At 45.2% G+C, this 18,604-nt stretch carries 14 protein-coding genes; 11 read left to right on the top strand and 3 right to left on the bottom strand.

The window, feature by feature from the left end; all coding sequences use genetic code 11:
• The first annotated feature begins 6 nt into the window (after nucleotides 1-6).
• The 8 genes from ACQEXT_RS06470 to ACQEXT_RS06435 all read left to right on the top strand — a co-directional run bounded on the left by ACQEXT_RS06470 (nucleotide 7) and on the right by ACQEXT_RS06435 (nucleotide 11,710).
• A complete protein-coding gene (locus ACQEXT_RS06470; protein WP_426951147.1) occupies nucleotides 7-2,298 on the top strand; it encodes a patatin-like phospholipase family protein in 2,292 nt (763 codons plus the stop codon).
• 297 nt (nucleotides 2,299-2,595) lie between these two features.
• Nucleotides 2,596-5,184 (top strand): bifunctional aconitate hydratase 2/2-methylisocitrate dehydratase, encoded by a 2,589-nt coding sequence (acnB, locus tag ACQEXT_RS06465; RefSeq protein WP_269377448.1) that lies wholly within the window; start codon nucleotides 2,596-2,598, stop codon nucleotides 5,182-5,184.
• Nucleotides 5,185-5,499: 315 nt separating this feature from the next.
• Nucleotides 5,500-5,871 (top strand): YacL family protein, encoded by a 372-nt coding sequence (locus ACQEXT_RS06460; RefSeq protein WP_426951131.1) that lies wholly within the window; start codon nucleotides 5,500-5,502, stop codon nucleotides 5,869-5,871.
• 189 nt (nucleotides 5,872-6,060) lie between these two features.
• Nucleotides 6,061-6,399: a P-II family nitrogen regulator gene (gene glnK / locus ACQEXT_RS06455; RefSeq protein WP_331427979.1), complete on the top strand. Its 339-nt coding sequence runs from the start codon at nucleotides 6,061-6,063 to the stop codon at nucleotides 6,397-6,399.
• Nucleotides 6,400-6,425: 26 nt separating this feature from the next.
• Nucleotides 6,426-7,655, top strand: a complete 1,230-nt coding sequence (locus tag ACQEXT_RS06450; protein WP_138973128.1) for an ammonium transporter — start codon at nucleotides 6,426-6,428, stop codon at nucleotides 7,653-7,655.
• 161 nt (nucleotides 7,656-7,816) lie between these two features.
• Entirely contained in the window at nucleotides 7,817-8,833 is a 1,017-nt protein-coding gene (locus ACQEXT_RS06445; protein WP_269377444.1) for a Fe(3+) ABC transporter substrate-binding protein, read from the top strand.
• A gap of 220 nt (nucleotides 8,834-9,053) precedes the next feature.
• Nucleotides 9,054-10,679 carry an ABC transporter permease gene (locus ACQEXT_RS06440; RefSeq protein ID WP_426951130.1) on the top strand — a complete coding sequence of 542 codons (1,626 nt, stop codon included), beginning with the start codon at nucleotides 9,054-9,056 and terminating at the stop codon, nucleotides 10,677-10,679.
• A complete protein-coding gene (locus ACQEXT_RS06435; protein ID WP_426951129.1) occupies nucleotides 10,679-11,710 on the top strand; it encodes an ABC transporter ATP-binding protein in 1,032 nt (343 codons plus the stop codon). The genes ACQEXT_RS06440 and ACQEXT_RS06435 overlap by 1 nt, the downstream gene beginning before the upstream one ends.
• Nucleotides 11,711-11,719: 9 nt before the next feature.
• Here ACQEXT_RS06435 and ACQEXT_RS06430 read toward each other — a convergent pair whose 3' ends face one another.
• Nucleotides 11,720-11,959: a ribbon-helix-helix domain-containing protein gene (locus ACQEXT_RS06430; RefSeq protein ID WP_426951127.1), complete on the bottom strand. Its 240-nt coding sequence runs from the start codon at nucleotides 11,957-11,959 to the stop codon at nucleotides 11,720-11,722.
• A 463-nt stretch (nucleotides 11,960-12,422) separates the two neighbouring features.
• Between ACQEXT_RS06430 and ACQEXT_RS06425 the strand changes: the two genes are divergently transcribed.
• The 3 genes from ACQEXT_RS06425 (at nucleotide 12,423) to ACQEXT_RS06415 (ending at nucleotide 14,491) form a co-directional block, all read left to right on the top strand.
• A complete protein-coding gene (locus tag ACQEXT_RS06425) occupies nucleotides 12,423-13,595 on the top strand; it encodes a PAAR domain-containing protein (protein WP_426951126.1) in 1,173 nt (390 codons plus the stop codon).
• Entirely contained in the window at nucleotides 13,585-14,004 is a 420-nt protein-coding gene (locus tag ACQEXT_RS06420; RefSeq protein ID WP_426951124.1) for a hypothetical protein, read from the top strand. The genes ACQEXT_RS06425 and ACQEXT_RS06420 overlap by 11 nt, the downstream gene beginning before the upstream one ends.
• 73 nt (nucleotides 14,005-14,077) lie before the next feature.
• Nucleotides 14,078-14,491: a hypothetical protein gene (locus tag ACQEXT_RS06415; protein WP_426951122.1), complete on the top strand. Its 414-nt coding sequence runs from the start codon at nucleotides 14,078-14,080 to the stop codon at nucleotides 14,489-14,491.
• Between the two features lie 226 nt (nucleotides 14,492-14,717).
• Here ACQEXT_RS06415 and ACQEXT_RS06410 read toward each other — a convergent pair whose 3' ends face one another.
• Nucleotides 14,718-16,130, bottom strand: coding sequence for a phosphoglucomutase/phosphomannomutase family protein (locus tag ACQEXT_RS06410; RefSeq protein ID WP_138972159.1), 1,413 nt, complete (start codon nucleotides 16,128-16,130; stop codon nucleotides 14,718-14,720).
• Nucleotides 16,131-16,187: 57 nt separating this feature from the next.
• Entirely contained in the window at nucleotides 16,188-18,596 is a 2,409-nt protein-coding gene (locus ACQEXT_RS06405) for a GH36-type glycosyl hydrolase domain-containing protein (RefSeq protein WP_138972158.1), read from the bottom strand.
• Nucleotides 18,597-18,604 lie beyond the last annotated feature (8 nt).

Below are 18,604 nucleotides of genomic sequence, written 5' to 3'. Positions count from 1 at the left end.
ATTTGTATCGTGAAAAAATTAGCAGGCCTCCTATTATGCTTGTTTGGAAGCGTTGCCTTTAATGCGATAGCACAGACAGAGCCGCAACCTGATACGCGGCCCAAAGTAGCAGTTGTTTTAGCTGGTGGAGGCGCGAAAGGCGCAGCGCATATTGGTGTGCTAAAAGCGCTTGAAGAACTAAGGGTGCCTGTTGATGTAATCACTGGTACCAGTATGGGCTCTTATGTAGGGGGCTTGTATGCGACCGGTATGAGCGCCGATGAAATCGAGTCTTTCATTGATACCGTTGACTGGAACAGTGGTTATCGAGATCGAGTCGACCGCAGTCAGCGAAAAGTACAGGACAAGGAATACGAAGATAGATATCAGTTAACCACTGACCTTGGTTTACGCTGGGGGGAGGTTCGAGCTAGTCGTGGGATAGTGCAGGGGCAGGGAATGCTTAAATTGCTCCGTGAAACGACGGGCAATTTACCTCCATTTGATTCTTTTGATGATCTCGCCATTCCCTACCGTTCTGTCGCGACCGATATTATTGAACTGAAACCAGTTGTGATCAGTCAGGGCTATCTGGTTGATGCCATGATGGCCAGTATGTCGGTTCCCGGCGCACTGCCTCCTTACCAACTCAATGGTAAGATGTTGGTGGATGGTGGCGTGACGAACAATATGCCAGTAGACGTTGCGCGTGACTTGGGGGCTGATATTGTTATCGCGGTTGATATCGGTACGGAATACAAAAATGAAGAAGACTTCACCACGTTCCTAACGGTGGCAGACCAACTCTCCAACTATTTGGTCCGCAGTACGACAGCTCGTCAGGCTGAATTACTAACAGACAAAGACTTTTTCTTGCAGCCTGATGTTGGCGATATGGAGACCACTGAGTTTGATAAAATGCCGCAGGCATTTGAAAAAGGTTATCAGGCAACGATGGCGAGGAAAGCAGAGTTGCAGAAACTGAGCCTATCCACGGCAGACTATCAACACTATATTGAACAGAAACAGAATGTCCGACGTGAACTGCGATATGGTGATGAAATTACCGTTGATAAAGTGGTCATCAATAATAACACCCACTATACAGACACCCTTCTTGAAAACCGTCTTGAGCTTGAAGCGGGTAAGCAGTACACCTTGGATCAGGTTGAGAAAAGTATCCAAGATCTTTACGCTTTAGACCGTTTTGAACTAGTGACTTATCGCTATGATGAAGTCGACGGGCAAGATGCCCTGATCGTTGATGTTGATGAGAAGTCTTGGGGACCGAATTACGTAAACTTCCGTTTTTTCCTTGAAGATGATTTTTCAACCGATAGCCAGTATTCCATTGGTGTGTCGACCAATTTTACCGACCTCAACTCCCATGGCGCAGAGTTACGTACCAATTTTGAAATCGGTACAGATAAGCTCATCGAAGCGGAGTTTTTCTCGCCATTCTTTTCGAGCCAAAAGACCTTTACAACGTTAGCTCTCACGTACAGCAATGAAAAACGTAATGCGCCAGTGACTGGCTTTGATGATACAAGCCTAGAGGCAACCAAGAATTACGTACCAGTTGCGTATACTGAGTGGGTTAGCCAGTGGGCGATTGGTTATCAAGATACCTTGTGGCGACGTTTCATGGCAGGGGTAAGGTACACCGATGGCAAGAGCACACTCTCGACTTTACCTAGTTTTGGTGATGTTGCGTTTCATCGCTTAGGGGCGTTTGCGAACTATCGGATTGATACTCTCGACAACTACAGTTTTCCGCGCTCTGGTTTTTACTTGGATCTCAATTATCTCGTCTCACACGACAAAAGCGTCGGTGATAGTGTGTTGGTTGAGAACCAGAGAGTTGAAGACACATCGTATGAAATCGGAGCGAAAATGATCGCTGCACATACGTTTTCACGCCATACTTTGGTCGCAAATGTCGATCTGGGTTTTGTAGAGAGTAAGAATTCTTCGGTGCCAATTGATCCTGAAGAGATTGGTGGCTTTCTTAACTTATCTGGTGTCCCAAGAAACAGCTTAATTGGTCAGAATAAAGTGTTTGGTAGCGTGGTTTACCGCTATCGCTGGTTTGACAACGACTTTGGCCTGTTTAGCTCCCCGTTTTATGTCGGTGCATCGCTTGAGTATGGTGGGGTTTGGTCTGATCCGGATCTCGAAATCAACGAAGCACCTTTGTATACCGCAGGTTCTGTATTTGCAGGGGTTGACTCACCGATTGGGCCGGTTATGTTTGGTTACGGGCGTACCGAAAATGACTATGATTCATACTACCTAATTATCGGTACTACCTTTAAGTAGCTCTGGTGTTTATATGTCCATTTCCGCCATTCTCAAAGTATGGGAATAGGCGGGATTGACCAGTGAAAATCATAGAACTTTAGTCTTAAGTTGCTATGTTGGTCAAAATGATGAGATTTTAATTTAAGGTTAAATTTGCTATTCTACCGCCCACAGTTTGGCCTCTCTGGCACTGTTTCTCAGTCAAGATTGAATGAAAAATATGGCATGGAGAGCCAAGTTTCCAAGGATGTTCACTCCCTTATTCTTTGAACAAATAGCAATAAGAGGGAGGAACCGCAATGAGAGGAAAAAGTCGTGCTTGAAGCCTACCGTAAACACGTCGAAGAGCGTGCTGCCGAAGGAGTTGTTCCTAAACCACTAGATGCCGAGCAAGTTGCAGGCCTTGTGGAACTTCTGAAGAACCCGCCTCAAGGTGAAGAAGAGTTTATTCTTGACCTCCTAGAAAACCGTATCCCACCAGGTGTAGACGAAGCTGCGTATGTTAAAGCAGGTTTCTTAACCGCTATCACTAAAGGTGAGGTTTCATCACCACTTGTCAGCAAAGCAAAAGCGGCGGAGCTGCTTGGCACTATGCAAGGTGGTTACAACATTGAGCCATTAGTCTCTCTGCTAGATGACGCTGAGTTGGCTCCTATCGCTGTTAAAGCGCTTTCTCATACTCTACTGATGTTTGATGCTTTCTATGATGTAGAAGAGAAAGCAAAAGCAGGTAATGATTCAGCTAAGCAAGTCCTACAATCTTGGGCGGATGCTGAGTGGTTTACGGCTAAAGAGAAAGTAGCGGAAAAAATTACTGTTAAAGTATTCAAAGTTACCGGTGAAACGAACACTGATGACTTATCTCCAGCACCAGATGCTTGGTCTCGTCCTGATATTCCAGTGCACGCAAAAGCGATGCTAAAAATGGAACGTGAAGGTATCAACCCAGATCAACCAGGCAGCGTTGGTCCTATTAGCCAGATCGAAGAACTACAAAAAGACGGCATCCCACTTGCTTATGTTGGTGACGTTGTTGGTACAGGTTCTTCTCGTAAATCAGCGACAAACTCTGTGCTTTGGTTTATGGGTGAAGATATTCCTTACGTACCAAACAAACGCACAGGTGGCGTGTGTCTGGGTGGTAAGATTGCCCCAATCTTCTACAACACAATGGAAGATTCTGGTGCACTACCTATCGAACTGAACGTGCAAGACATGAACATGGGTGATGTGATTGATATCTACCCTTATGAAGGTGTTGTTCGTAAAGATGGCGTTGAAATTTCTAGCTTTGAGCTAGGTAAAGTTCTGCTTGATGAAGTTCGCGCTGGTGGGCGTATCCCTCTGATTATCGGTCGTGGTCTAACAAGCCGTGCACGTGCATCGCTTGGTTTAGGCGAAACGGATTTGTTTGCTAAGCCAGTCGATCCTTCAGCTTCAACCAAAGGCTACACGCTAGCTCAGAAGATGGTTGGTAAAGCGTGTGGCGTTGAAGGTGTTCGCGCAGGTCAGTACTGCGAACCTAAGATGACAACAGTAGGTTCACAGGATACAACTGGCCCAATGACGCGTGATGAGCTAAAAGACCTCGCGTGTCTTGGCTTCTCTGCGGATCTTGTGATGCAGTCATTCTGTCACACATCTGCGTACCCGAAACCTGTTGACGTTAACACTCACCACACGCTACCAGATTTCATCATGAACCGTGGTGGTGTCTCTCTACGTCCTGGTGACGGTGTTATCCACTCATGGCTAAACCGTATGCTATTGCCTGATACTGTCGGTACAGGTGGTGACTCGCATACTCGTTTCCCTCTAGGTATCTCGTTCCCAGCAGGTTCTGGTCTTGTTGCATTTGCAGCCGCGACTGGTGTAATGCCACTGGATATGCCAGAGTCAATTTTGGTTCGCTTTAAAGGTGAAATGCAGCCAGGTATCACTCTACGTGACCTAGTACATGCCATTCCTTACTACGCAATTCAGCAAGGTCTATTGACGGTTGAAAAAGCAGGTAAGATCAATGAATTCTCAGGTCGTATTCTAGAGATTGAAGGTGTTGAGCATCTATCTGTAGAGCAGGCATTTGAGCTTTCTGATGCCTCGGCAGAGCGCAGTGCAGCTGGCTGTACAGTGAAGCTTTCAAAAGAGTCTATCGAAGAGTACCTAAACTCGAACATCACTATGCTTAAGTGGATGATCGCGGAAGGTTACGGTGATGTACGTACTATTGAGCGTCGTATTAAAGGGATGGAAGAGTGGTTAGCAAATCCTGAATTGCTGACAGCTGACTCTGATGCAGAGTACGCTCACGTTATCGAAATCGATCTTGCTGACATCGACCAGCCAATCCTATGTGCACCTAATGACCCAGATGACGCTCGTCTACTGTCTGACGTCCAAGGTACTGAGATCCAAGAAGTGTTTATCGGTTCTTGTATGACTAACATTGGTCACTTCCGTGCTGCGGGTAAGATGTTAGAAGAGTTCAATGGTTCTCTTAGCACTCGTCTGTGGGTTGCTCCACCAACTAAGATGGATAAGGATCAGCTAACTGAAGAAGGTTACTACGGTATCTTTGGCCGTGCTGGGGTTCGTATTGAAACTCCGGGATGTTCACTATGTATGGGTAACCAGGCACGTGTTGCTGATAAGTCGACAGTGATGTCTACGTCGACTCGTAACTTCCCGAACCGTCTAGGTACAGGTGCGAATGTTTACCTAGCTTCTGCTGAACTTTCTGCGGTGGGTGCGATTCTTGGCCGTATCCCAACGAAAGAAGAGTACTTAGAGTACGCATCTAAGATTGATGCAACGGCAGCGGATACATACCGTTACTTGAACTTCCATAAGATGTCTCAGTACACGGCAAAAGCAGATACAGTGATTTTCCAAGAGCCAGCTTAACAAGCTGTGGAATACTGAATTGCTGAGAAAGCGCCCACCGCAAGGTGGGCGCTTTTTTTCGGGCTTCCCCTCAGAGAACGCTTCACTGTGAGAGCGGGCTTCGCCCTGCGAGAATTTAGGCCGTGCTTCGCCCTTCGAGAGATGGGCGAGTAGTGAAGTGATTGAACCTTACCTCCACAAGGTGTTGACAGAACCAGCCCTTAACAAGCCATAATTTTCTCGATTCTCGATTCTCGATTCTCGATTCTCGATTCTCGATTCTTGACCCTGTATACTGCCGCCGATTAAGTTTGGTGGAATATACAGAGGCGTCCTATGGAATTTGAATTTATTAGAAATACCCTCATGGGCGAATACTATGTTAAGTCCAGTATGGGGCATGAAATCGTAGGTCGCTGGTTGCAAGAAGAAGTCAGTAAAGACTGGCATAAAATCGAACAAGTCGAACGCTTGATCGAAAACGCTCGCTTAAATCCTCAACTGGAACACCAACTCGAAGGAACCGAGATCTCACTGAGTATTCAAGGCGATGAGGTCATTGTTCAAGAAAACGTGCTGGCTCATGGGCAGGAAATGGACAGTGATAGTGAGTTTGACTTTTATGATAGTGAAAGCACGGCAAGTTGCGGTATTGAGGACTTTGAAGATCTGATCGCACAGTGGAAAACATTCCTGACGACCAAGTAATGCACTTCTATGGTGAGCGATTGAGCGCTTGCCTTAAAATTGTGAGCAAGGCGCACCTAAATGGTGCGCCTTTTTTGTTATCAGGTCATGAATTTTATGTGTTTTTATTAATTATCAATAACTTAAAAACTTGGCACGCAGCTTGGATTACTTAATAACAAAAAGGATGACAGCTTCAGAGAGGATGCAATGAAACTTATAAACGCGATTATCAAACCATTTAAATTAGACGATGTTCGAGAAGCGCTTGCTGATGTCGGTATCGAAGGGATGACGGTTTCAGAAGTGAAAGGCTTTGGCCGTCAGAAAGGACACACCGAGCTTTATCGTGGTGCGGAATATCAAGTCGACTTCCTACCAAAGGTAAAGTTAGAGATAGCGACACAGGCAGAAAATGTAGACCGCGTCATTGAGGCGATATCTAAAGCTGCGCACACGGGAAAAATCGGTGACGGCAAGATTTTTGTCTATGACCTGAGTCAGGCGGTTCGCATCCGCACGGGTGAAATGGACGTTGAAGCACTTTAAGAATTCAAAGGACTGGAGATAATACGATGGAATTAACGACAACAGTAACAGAGTTACGTTACGCACTAGACACCTTTTTCTTCCTCATTTCAGGTGCGTTGGTTATGTGGATGGCCGCAGGTTTTGCAATGTTGGAGGCGGGTCTTGTTCGTTCAAAAAACACGACAGAAATTCTAACTAAGAACGTCTGCTTGTACGCGATCGCATGTACCACCTATTTAGTCGTTGGCTACAACATCATGTATGTCGATAACGGCGAAGGTGGTTGGCTACCATCATTTGGTGCCTTGATTGGTACACAAGGAGAGGGCGCGGATCATTCACTTGAATCTGACTTTTTCTTCCAAGTAGTTTTCGTTGCTACAGCGATGTCAGTAGTCTCAGGAGCGGTTGCTGAGCGTATGAAGCTTTGGTCATTCCTTATCTTCTCTGCGGTACTGACAGCGTTTATCTACCCAATGGAAGGCTACTGGACTTGGGGCGGAGGTTTCCTATCTGAAGCGGGATTCAGTGACTTTGCAGGTTCAGGTATCGTACACATGGCGGGCGCATCAGCAGCACTAGCGGGTGTTCTACTACTGGGTGCACGTAAAGGTAAGTACGGTAAAAATGGTGAAATCTACCCAATTCCTGGTTCTAACATGCCGCTAGCGACACTGGGTACATTCATCCTGTGGTTTGGTTGGTTTGGCTTCAACGGTGGCTCACAGTTGATGGTGTCAGACTTTGAAAATGCGACCGCAGTCGGTCAGATCTTCCTGAACACTAACGCAGCAGCAGCGGCGGGTGCCATTGCAGCACTGCTTGTATGTAAGACCACTTGGGGTAAAGCCGACCTTACGATGATTCTAAATGGTGCGTTAGCAGGTCTAGTCGCTATTACTGCGGATCCTCTCTCTCCATCGCCACTGTATGCGGTTGCGATTGGCTCGGTATCGGGAGCGCTCGTAGTGTTCAGCATCATCGGCTTGGACAAACTGAAGATTGATGATCCAGTTGGTGCGATTTCGGTTCACGGTGTATGTGGTTTCTTCGGCCTGATGGTTGTTCCACTAAGCAATGGTGATGCCTCATTTGGTGCACAGCTTCTTGGTGCTGGAGTTATCTTCGCTTGGGTATTTGGTGCAAGCCTTGCGGTGTGGGCAGTACTGAAAGCTACTATGGGTATTCGCGTCTCTGAAGATGAAGAGATGGAAGGCATGGATATGCATGACTGTGGCGTAGGTGCTTACCCTGAATTCGTGACAGTGAAGTAATTATACTAGATGTGACGTAACAAACAGTTACAAATAAACTTATCAAAAACCTGCTCAAATGAGCAGGTTTTTTTGTTTTTCATCATTGTTTTCTCGACTATGATGAATATAATAACGCAACTGATAAACGTTATCATTTCGAATACTAAAGGATTGAACCAATGAAAAAGCTGCTAACTCTTTCTGCATTAGCATGTGCAACAATTGCTCCTTCAGCTGCGATGGCTGCAGAAGAAGTTAACGTGTACTCTTACCGCCAGCCATTCCTAGTTGAGCCAATGTTCAACGAGTTCACAAAAGAAACTGGTATCAAAGTAAACGTTAAGTTTGCTAAGACAGGTCTGGCAGAGAAGCTAGCGCAAGAGGGTGAATACAGCCCAGCAGACGTTATCCTAACCGTTGATATTAGCCGTCTTTCTGAGCTGACTAAGAAAAACTTAGTTCAAGCTGTAGAGAGTGAAGTGCTAGAAAAGAACATCCCTGCTCAATACCAAGATACCAATAACGAGTGGTTTGCTCTAACAACTCGTACTCGTAGCGTTTACTCTTCTCGTGACCGTGTTGGTCGTCTAGGTGAAGACTTTACATACGCAGACCTAGCTAAGCCTGAATTTAAAGGCAAAATTTGTACACGTAGCGGTAAGCACCCATACAACGTATCTCTAGTTTCTGCGATGATTGCTCACGAAGGTGAAGCTGCGACGAAAGAGTGGTTGGAAGGCGTAAAAGCGAACCTAGCACGTAAACCTCAAGGTAACGACCGTGCACAAGTTAAAGCGATCAAAGAAGGTCTATGTGATGTTTCTCTAGGTAACAGCTACTACCTAGGTAACATGATTAACGATGCTGAGCAAAAAGCTTGGGCTGACGCGGTTTACATTAACTTCCCTAACCAGAAAACAACAGGTACCCACGTAAATATCTCTGGTATGGCAATGGCTAAGTACGCACCAAATAAAGAAAACGCTCAGAAACTTATGGAGTTTCTAGCGGGTGATACAGCACAAAGCATGTACGCAGAAGTTAACTACGAATACCCAGTAAAAGAGGGTGTTAAGCGTTCTGAGCTAGTGGCATCTTGGGGTGACTTCAAGCCTGACACGATTTCTCTAGATGACGTTGCTAACTACCACGAAGCAGCAATCAAACTGCTAGACGAAGTGAAGTTCGACCTATAATAGTTTTAGGTAGTGAGTCGAATATGACTGACTAAAATACAGCCTCAAGTCGCTTTTCGTTAAGTTACTTGGGGTTGTTTGTTTTTATACTCACGGCTAAGAGCAGTTCACCTTGAACTCCTTTGAGTATATGGGTATAAATACCCTTAAACTATCAAAGGGATATGAGATGTATTTGCAACTGCATTTATGTTTCATACAGCCTCGTTGTAATTAGGCGATGAAAGAAAAAAATTACCTATGGAAAACCAGTAGTGGAGCGCTTGCTTTACTACTGGTTTTGCCGATCTTAGCGATATTCACTACTGCTGTGGGCGAAACAAATGAGCTTTTTAGTCATTTGATGTCAACGGTAATGCCGACCTATGCGTATAACACCGTCGTTCTTGTTTTAGGTACGATCTTGCTATCCTTGGTGCTTGGTATTCCATCGGCTTGGATTATGGCGATGTGCCGCCTTCCGAGTGAACGCATTTTACAATGGGCATTGGTGTTACCACTGGCGATGCCTGGCTATATCGTCGGTTATATCTTTACGGACTGGTTTGACTTTGCAGGTCCGGTACAGATTTTTCTCCGTGATCTGACAGGGTGGGGACCTGGTGAGTATTGGTTTCCTGATATTCGAACACTGACAGGAGCGACTATTGTACTGTCACTGGTGCTCTACCCATACGTCTACTTATTATGTCGTGCCGCGTTTATGGAGCAGAATGTCTCTTTGCTACAATCGGCTCGATTGCTCAAGTGTTCACCGTGGGAAAGTTTCCGTCGTATCTCGCTTCCTCTTGCACGCCCCTCGATAGCCGTCGGCCTCTCTTTGGTGGCAATGGAAACCGTGGGTGATTTTGGAACGGTTAGCTATTTTGCAGTCAATACATTAACCACCGCGGTTTATGACACTTGGTTAGGCTATTCGAGCCTCACTGCGGCGGCAAAAATTTCAGCCATTATGCTGGTGGTGGTGATTTTACTCTTAAGTGCAGAACGCTATAGCCGTAGAAAACAGAAGCTATTTCAGAGTCAGTTTAGTAGCCGTGAAGATTTTCGTTACGAGCTTGTCGGGTGGAAAAAGTGGTTGGCGCTAACATGGTGTTGGGGGCTGGTTTGCGTGGCATTCATTCTCCCTCTTGGTCAGTTGCTTATCTACGCATATAAGTATTTTGCACAGAGTTGGACGGCTGAGTTCCGCGAATATGCGTTAAATAGTCTTTACGTATCTCTTGCGGCGGCATTCATTGGTGTAATGGTTGCGTTGATCGTTAATTTTTCTCAGCGTGTCAACCCTAGCCGTCAAAGCTTAGCCTTTATGCGCCTATCGTCGATGGGCTATGCTGTTCCAGGAACGGTTTTAGCCATTGGTGTTATGGTTCCGGTATTGTCTATGGACCACTTAGTCAATGATGTTGCAAAGTACATGGAGTGGGAGCGTCCAGGATTGATTTTCTCTGGCTCAATGTTTGCGATTGTTTTTGCGATGGTGGTGCGTTTTTCTGCTGTGGCGATTGGCAGTATTGAAAGCAGTTTAAGCAAAGTTTCACCGTCTCTTGATATGGCATCACGCACTATGGGATGTAACGCCAACGAGATGTTAAGACGAGTTCATTTGCCTCTTGTTCGTCGTGGGGCGCTGATAGCGGCTTTGCTGGTCTTTATTGAGTCAATGAAAGAGCTAAACGCCGCTTTATTGCTACGACCATTTAACTTTGAAACATTGGCGACTTATGTTTATAACTTCGCGTCTGATGAGAAGTTAGAGTTAGCGGCGCTACCAGCCGTGCTACTGGTTTTAGTTGGTCTTGTCCCTTTAGTTATTGTTAACCGTTCACTGGAGCATTCACACTGATGAGCTGTGCCCTATCAATACAAAACTTAACGTGTAAGTACGATCAAGAGACGACAGTTCTTGAGTCACTTTCTCTCGAAGTGGAGCAGGGGGAAATTGTTTGTCTACTTGGGGCAAGTGGCTGCGGTAAAACAACACTATTGAAAGCGATTGCAGGCTTGTTGCCATTAAGTTCTGGAGTGATGAGCCTAAATTGCATGCTGATCGATGATGGCAATAACTGGCTTCCTCCTGAGCAGCGTAATATTGGTATGATCTTTCAGGATTATGCGCTGTTTCCACATCTTACTGTGGCTCAGAACGTTGCGTTTGGGTTACGTGAACTGTCGGTTGCTGAACAGCAAGCCAAAGTGGAAGAGATGCTTGAGTTAGTGCATCTCAATGGTTACGGTGAGCGATACCCACACCAACTCTCAGGTGGCCAGCAACAGCGGGTGGCAATAGCGCGTTCACTAGCGTACAAACCGGATCTTTTGCTGCTCGATGAACCATTTTCTAATATTGATACGCAGGTGCGCCATGAGTTAATTGGCGAGATTCGTAAGATCTTTAAGAAACAGGGTGTCACTGCTATTTTCGTTACTCATAGCCGTGAAGAAGCCTTCGCCTTCGCTGATAAAATGGCGGTGATGAACCATGGCGTGATTGAGCAATATGGTACCGCTAGCGAGCTCTACTATCAGCCTTCAAGTAAGTTTGTTGCTGACTTTTTGGGTGGTGGTAGCTATCTCAAAGCGACTCGGGCTTCTGATTCAGAATATGAGACGCAGCTAGGCATGGTAGAAGCGAAAGCACAGCAGAACATTGAAGTCGGTCAGCATTGCGAGTTATTACTTCGCCCTCAGCATGTCCAGATCAGTGCGGCAGAAGAGAGCAGTGTGACCGTGCTTGAGCAACAGTTTATGGGAGATCATTGCCGTTACGTGATTGACGCGGGTGGTCACCGTTTACTTGCCAGCTCATCAGAACCTTTGAGTATTGGTCAGCAAGTCTCTGTTAAAGTGGAAACGCAAGGCGTACTGGCGTTTTAGCCATTTAGGTTAAATCTGAATCCGTTTGCCACCATTTAGATAGGTGGTACACGCGACACGCAGCAAAGAGGTGAAGTCACCCAACTCACCTCTTTGTTGTATCACTTCATTGTAAATTCGAGTTAAAAATTCTGCGACAGAGATATCCGCATCGCTCGCAATGTCCTCTATTCTCTTCCAGAATACCGCTTCCAGTCTGATACTAGTGACAACGCCATCGATACGGACTGAACGAGACTTAATGCCCAACCATTTGTAATGCTTGAAACGGCACCATCAGTTCATAGTCTTCAACAAAGTCACCGACGAGATATGACCAAATCGAGATTTGAAACTGGCATAAAGATCAAGTATTTACAATCAAATAGACCCAATGGGCAGATGTTCTTTAATATTTTGGCTACTGTTGCTGAGTTTGAAACAGGCTTGATTGGTTTGAAAACCTGTGAAGGAATGAGCGATTGCTCAAGCTAAAGGAAATCAGCCCAAACTTTCAGTTAAACAGCAAAAGGAGCGGTGTCGAATGCACGGAATAAGACAATACTCTAGCCGAGCTGTTTTCCGTATCACGGCCAACAGTATCTAGAACGCTTTCTCGCTATAAAGCCGAATCATAATGAATAAAAACAGGCAGGTATTGTCAATTAACGTAGGATATTTTCCGAATTCCCAATGCCCTTGATAGGCGCAAATAGTCAACAAGGAACTCACAATGTCAGTACAAGCAGAAGGTCGAGGTTTAATACACAAAGGTGATAGAACGACGACAGGAGGTGTCGTGACATCGGGTGTCGGTAATGTCATGTATGTGGGAGAAGGAGTCACGCAGATAAAAATGATAGCGACGTGTCCCGCTTGCAAAAAAGGGCAAGGGGAAATCATTCCTTTAGAAGCGATTGCGGTCTTTGTCGATAATATTCAGGCCGCATTGCATGGTGATATCGTCGCTTGTGATTGTTCTTGGGGCTCAAATACACTCATTGCTTCTGCTGGAGCGATGAAATTCTCTCAAAGTAATGGGCAGGTTTATGGATTTAAACCCCATGCCAGTCCACAAGAAATGGAGGCAACTTATCAGAGTGTCGCAAGTTCAATGGGAGGGCGTTATTCAGGTACGAGCTCTTCACTTTCTGCAGGGCAGCAAGCGTATGATCTTGCTGAAAACGAATGGAATAAAGACTTACAAAAGCAAGCTAAAACATATCAGTGGGACACCTCTCAGCAAGAGAACGTCAGCATTGCAATTCTTACTATTGAAGAAGCCAATGAGTATTTAGATTTACTCATCAAAGATACCCATGGACAGCTTTCTACAGGCAAAGAGTACACTGGCGTTGGAATGGGACTGAAAGGTGCTTATGAAGTCGCCAAGGAGCTTGGTGGGTGGGGTGCGACGGCTAAAGCAGTCAATATCAATGGCGTGATGAATATAGTCGTTGAGAACTACAAACCTCGCTATTTAGACTTAGGTATCCGTTGGCAAGAGGCAACGCCTCAAATGCTTAAAATTGGTCACGCCTTGAATACTGTTGAAGGCAATATCAGCTTTTTGAGAGGCAACATTTATGTCGAAGCCGTGTTTAGTGGTGCGGTCAATGCGGTTGACTATATGCTTCATGATGAAAAGACACTCGGTGAAGTCGTAGGGCAATTTACTGCGGATATATCCAAGGGTGTGGTTGCTGGTGTGATAGCTCAAGGGGGGACTTTTATATTAAGAGCAGGTCTTATGTTTTTTGCTTTAACTCCTCCAACGGCTATTTTACTTGGAGCTTTTGCTATAGCTGTATTTGCCATTGGGTATGAAGTATCTACATTAGATGAACAATACAAGTTCACAGATCCAATGAAAAGAGGAATGGAGAGATTAATTGATGAAAATTAGTCGAGTTAAAGCCTTTCTGTTCATTCTCGGACTAATACCGTTTGTTTGGATATGTTGGGAGCAATCATTAAACATCATTAATGACTTCAATAATCAAAGTAAATTAATAAAGGTTAGCGGAGCTATTAACGATGCCTCATCACTAGCAGGATTCGCCCTTTTTGGTGGAATATTTATCCTGTTCTCAATAGGGTTTGTGACCGGAAGAACATTAACATGGATACCCAAAATAGTATTTATTGCTATCGGTATAATAACAATAATCTCTTTTTTCCTTGGTTGGGGAATGAATGTAGCATTAAAAGAAAAGCTCTACGAACAGGGCTATATCGAATGTACATCAGAGAGAGAGTTTACATTGAAGTACTCAAGCAAGACGTACGCTCTTCCACCGGAAACATGTGATTAACGTTATCTTGAGGATAATCAGCACCAATTCACCAAACCTATGAAAGAAACAGTAGAGTCTTTAATTGATTAGCATGATAGATTTATTAAAAAAGCTTACATTTTTAATATTTTTTATAGGGTTTTCGGCATGGTGTGGGTTGGGAATTTATGATTTGATTCATAGCGTGAAAGGTGTAGGAATTGAACCCGTAATAAAGGTGTCGGGATACCTTAACAACACATCGTCATTTGTATTATTTGGTTTTTTCCTTCCTTCTATCCCAATGGCATTACTCAATATTGTCACAGGTATTCAACTCCCTAGATTAACTCTAAGGTTAATGCTATTTGGTGCATTAATTGGTGCTCTGATAGGACATTATGTAGATACCTCGTTAAGGGATAAAGTAAAAATATCAAACTACATAGAATGCACATCTGAGAGAGAGTTTACATTGAAATACTCAAGCAAAACGTACGTTCTTCCACCGGAAACATGTGATTAATGCTATTTCGAGGATAATCATAGTCTTCTTAACCACAGAGCAATAGCCGTTGGCTCAAATAGTTAATGATGAAGGTGTTATTGAAGTTGGCAAAGATCATGAAAATATCAGAGCGGAAATTTCGGCGGTTTCGGTGTAGAACTCCAAGATGTTGCAACAAAAAAAGCCCGGCGATTAAGCCGGGCAAGTGTTCTTCACCTATAGGGTAGGATGGGTCATGAGAGCATTACAATTGCAAAAACTCTTTGACTTGTTGAAGAACACATTCCGCTGTCTGTTTATCTTCCATTTCGGCAAAAATACGCAGTAGTGGTTCAGTTCCAGAGAAACGTGCAATCACCCAACCACCATTTTTAAAGTAAACTTTTGCCCCATCCTCGTAGCTCACTTTATCAATCTCGAACTCAAATTGAGGCAGTTGTTTTTCTACGTAGATTTTGTCGTACAGAGCTTGTTTCTGCGCTGGCTTGAATGTGCAATCGCCTTCCGCCGTGTAGGCATAGCCGTACTTACCATAAATTTCGTTAAGCAGCTCAGAAAGCTTTTTGCCTGTAACGGAGATCATTTCGACCAGTAAGCTTGAAGCAAAAACGCCATCCTTGCCCTTGATGTGACCACGAATCGTTAAACCACCTGAGCTTTCGCCACCGATAAGAGAGTCATCGGCTTCCATCTGTGAGCTAATGTGTTTGAAACCAACGGGTACCTCAAAGCTCTTCTCTCCATGATCAGCTGCGATCTTATCGAGCAGATGAGTGGTTGCAATATTACGCACGACTGAGCCTTTCCAGCCTTTGTATTCGAGCAAGTAGTAGTAGAGTAGCATCAGAACTTCATTTGGATGAATAAAGTTCCCTTTCTCATCGATAATGCCTAAACGGTCTGCGTCACCATCGGTACCAATGCCGATATCGTATCCTTCAGCCGCGACTAGGTGTTTTAGACGGTACAAGGTTGCGGCACTTGGAGACGGCATTAATCCACCAAAGTCTGGGTTTTTACCGTCGTTGATCACATCAACATCACATCGACCGTTGATCAGCACGGTTTGCAGCGCATTCTTAGCAACGCCAAACATGGGATCGATCAACACTCTTAGATTGGCTTTTTTGATTGCCTCGATGTCGATAAAGTCGATGATCGAGTCAACGAATTCGTTCATCGGATTGATAATTTCGATCAACTTGTCTTCCACGGCTTGCTCAAAGTCGACGGATTGAACTTGTTGTTGAGTCAAGGTGGCGACTTGAGACTCGATCTTTTCAGTAATGATCTCATCCGCATCACGTCCGCCTTCAATAAACACTTTGATGCCGTTGTAATCGGCTGGGTTATGAGATGCGGTAATACATGCAGAGTACGCGCAGCCCATCTCTTTAGCTTTGAACATGACGATTGGCGTCGGAACGAACTTGTCGATAAAGCTAACCTTGATGCGGTTAGCCGCGAGAACTTCCGCGAACCAGCGTCCTGCTTTGTCGGACAGGAAACGTCGATCGTAACCGATCACAAAGCCACGTTGGGCAACGTTCTCGTGGTTAATAATATTGGCAACCGCTTGTGCCACTAAACGGACATTATCTTTGGTGAACTCTTCGCCTATGAATGCACGCCAGCCACCAGTACCAAATTTGATCATATGAATAATCCTTTATTGAAAGTAATGAGCCTCTCGAAAGAGGCTCATTGCTGGTGATTAACCAAGCACAACCACCACGTCGTTTACACTGCCTTCAGGCTGAACCGGTACAGATGTTCCTTCCACGGCCTGACCGTTCACTGTGATTGACTTGATGCCTTTGCTTACAGAGCTCGGGTTTTCAACCTTGATGTTGTAGGTTGCGCCAAGCCACTGACGAGTTACTTCGAAGCCTGGCCAGCTAGTTGGAATACAAGGGTCAATCGTTAGACCATCGAAGCCAGTGCGCACACCCAGAATAAAGTTGGTCACGGCAAAGTAAGCCCAACCAGAAGTCCCTGTTAACCAAGGGTGGTTAGCACGACCATGATCTTGGTGGTCTCGACCCATGATGAATTGAACGTACGAGTATGGTTCAGCGATACGTTTTTCGATAATGTCATTCTGGTTATATGGGTTCAGTGCGTCGTAGAACTTCATTGCACGGTCACCGCGACCTAGCTTAGCTTCAGCAACCCATGCCCAAGGGTTTGGATGCGAGAAGATCGCACCGTTTTCCTTCACGCCTTGGTAAACGCGAGTAACAAAACCGATATCGTCGTTTGGCGTTGCAAATGATGGTGAGTTTAGGTGTAGACCGTATTCAGAGAACAGGTTCTCATCTACGGCGTCCATTGCTTTTTCACCACGTTCTTGCGATACCGCACCAGATAGAACCGCGAGTGTGTTTGATTCTAGGTGAACACGGCCTTCTTTCTGTTGTGCCGTACCAATCTTGTCGCCGTTCTTAGTTAGACCACGGATGTACCAACCACCTTCGTCATCCCACAGGTGAGTTTCACACGCTTCACGTACGTTAGCCGCCATTTCAGTGTACTTAGCCACATCAGCGTCTTTGCCAAGGTATTTAGCAAGGTCGATAAACTCTTGCAGTGCCCAGAAGTGAAGGAAAGAAACCATTGAAGATTCGCCGCCACCTAGGTTTAGACAGTCGTTCCAGTCTGCTCGCAGACCTTTACAGATGCCAGTTTGACCTACGTACTCAGCAGAGAAATCTAAAGCGGCTTTCATATGGTCGTAAACACTTGCTTCACCGCCATCTGCGTATGGGATGACTTGATCAAAGAAGCTGTGTTCACCTGTTTCCATTACGTATTTACAGATGGTAGGAACGAGCCATAGATGATCGTCAGAACAAGTATCTTCGATGCCATGGATCTTATCTTCATCTGATGGTGTCGGTACGACTGTTGGTGATTTTGAAGGCTTAACGTCAGCTTTTTCAGGATCAAACCAGTCTGGATCGAATAGGTGCAGACCGTATCCCGCTTTTACCTGACCGCGAAGAAGATCAACAATGCGCTTGCGTGTCATCGCAGGGTTGGCATGTGGGACTGAAATTGCATCCTGAGCGGTATCACGATAGCCAAGACCAGTACGACCACCTACTTCGATGAAGGAAGCAAAACGAGACCAGACAACACATGTTTCAGCTTGGTAAAGAGTCCAAGCATTGATCATGGTATCGAGGCCTTCGTTTGGTGACTTGACTTGGAACTTAGCACAACGTTCGTCCCAGTGAGCTTTGATACCAGCAAATGCTGCATCAACGTTTGCTAGATCCTGATACTTAGCACGTAAGCGCTCGCCGTTGCCTTTACCGATACCCAGAATGTAAGCAAAACGGACTTCTTCACCCGGTTGAATCGTGAATTGTTTATGCAGTGAACCACAGTGGTTGTAACAGGTTTGAGCGCTGTTCGAACATTTACCTGTCTCTACAGCAATCGGGTTTGCTTCGTCGCGGTATAAACCTAGGAAGCTGTCACGCTGACCATCGTAAGAGTCTGGTTCAAATGTAGAAGCTAGGTAGTAGAATCCTTCAAAATCGTTGGTGTTGTAATACAAGTCGTATTCAATCACACCATCTTTGTATGCCGTACCTGCCGAGTATAGAGACATCTGGTGGTTCTGATTGTCCGACTGAATGTGGCTAAATGAGAATTCAACAAACGAGAAGGCGCTGATAGTGCGAGGCTTGTCTGAAGTGTTCTTAATCACAACATCCCAAATTTCAGCATCTTCACCTTTAGGAACAAATAGTGTCTTGGTTGCAGTGATGTCGTTGTACTCACACTTGAACTTCGAGTATGAAAGACCATGGCGAACTTCATAGTTCGCCTCGTCTAGGCTTTTCGCGACTGGTTGCCATGAGATTGACCAGTAATCACCAGTTTCGTCATCACGCAGGTACACATAGTGCCCTGGGCGATCAAATGTCGCGTTCGGGCGGAATTTAGTAACACGGTTATATTCAGGCGAGTTGTAGAAAGAGTATCCCCCCGCGTTATGCGAGATAACCGTACAGAATTTCTCTGTGCCTAAATAGTTCGTCCATGGTGCAGGGACGTCAGGTCGAGTAATGACGTATTCACGATTGTCGTTATCGAAATAGCCGTATTTCATGTTAATTT

It is taken from the genome of Vibrio sp. TRT 29B02 (genome assembly GCF_050113655.1).
Lineage (GTDB): Bacteria > Pseudomonadota > Gammaproteobacteria > Enterobacterales > Vibrionaceae > Vibrio.
The sequence above is the reverse complement of the archived record's forward strand: the minus strand, read 5'-3'. Positions and strand labels throughout refer to the sequence as shown.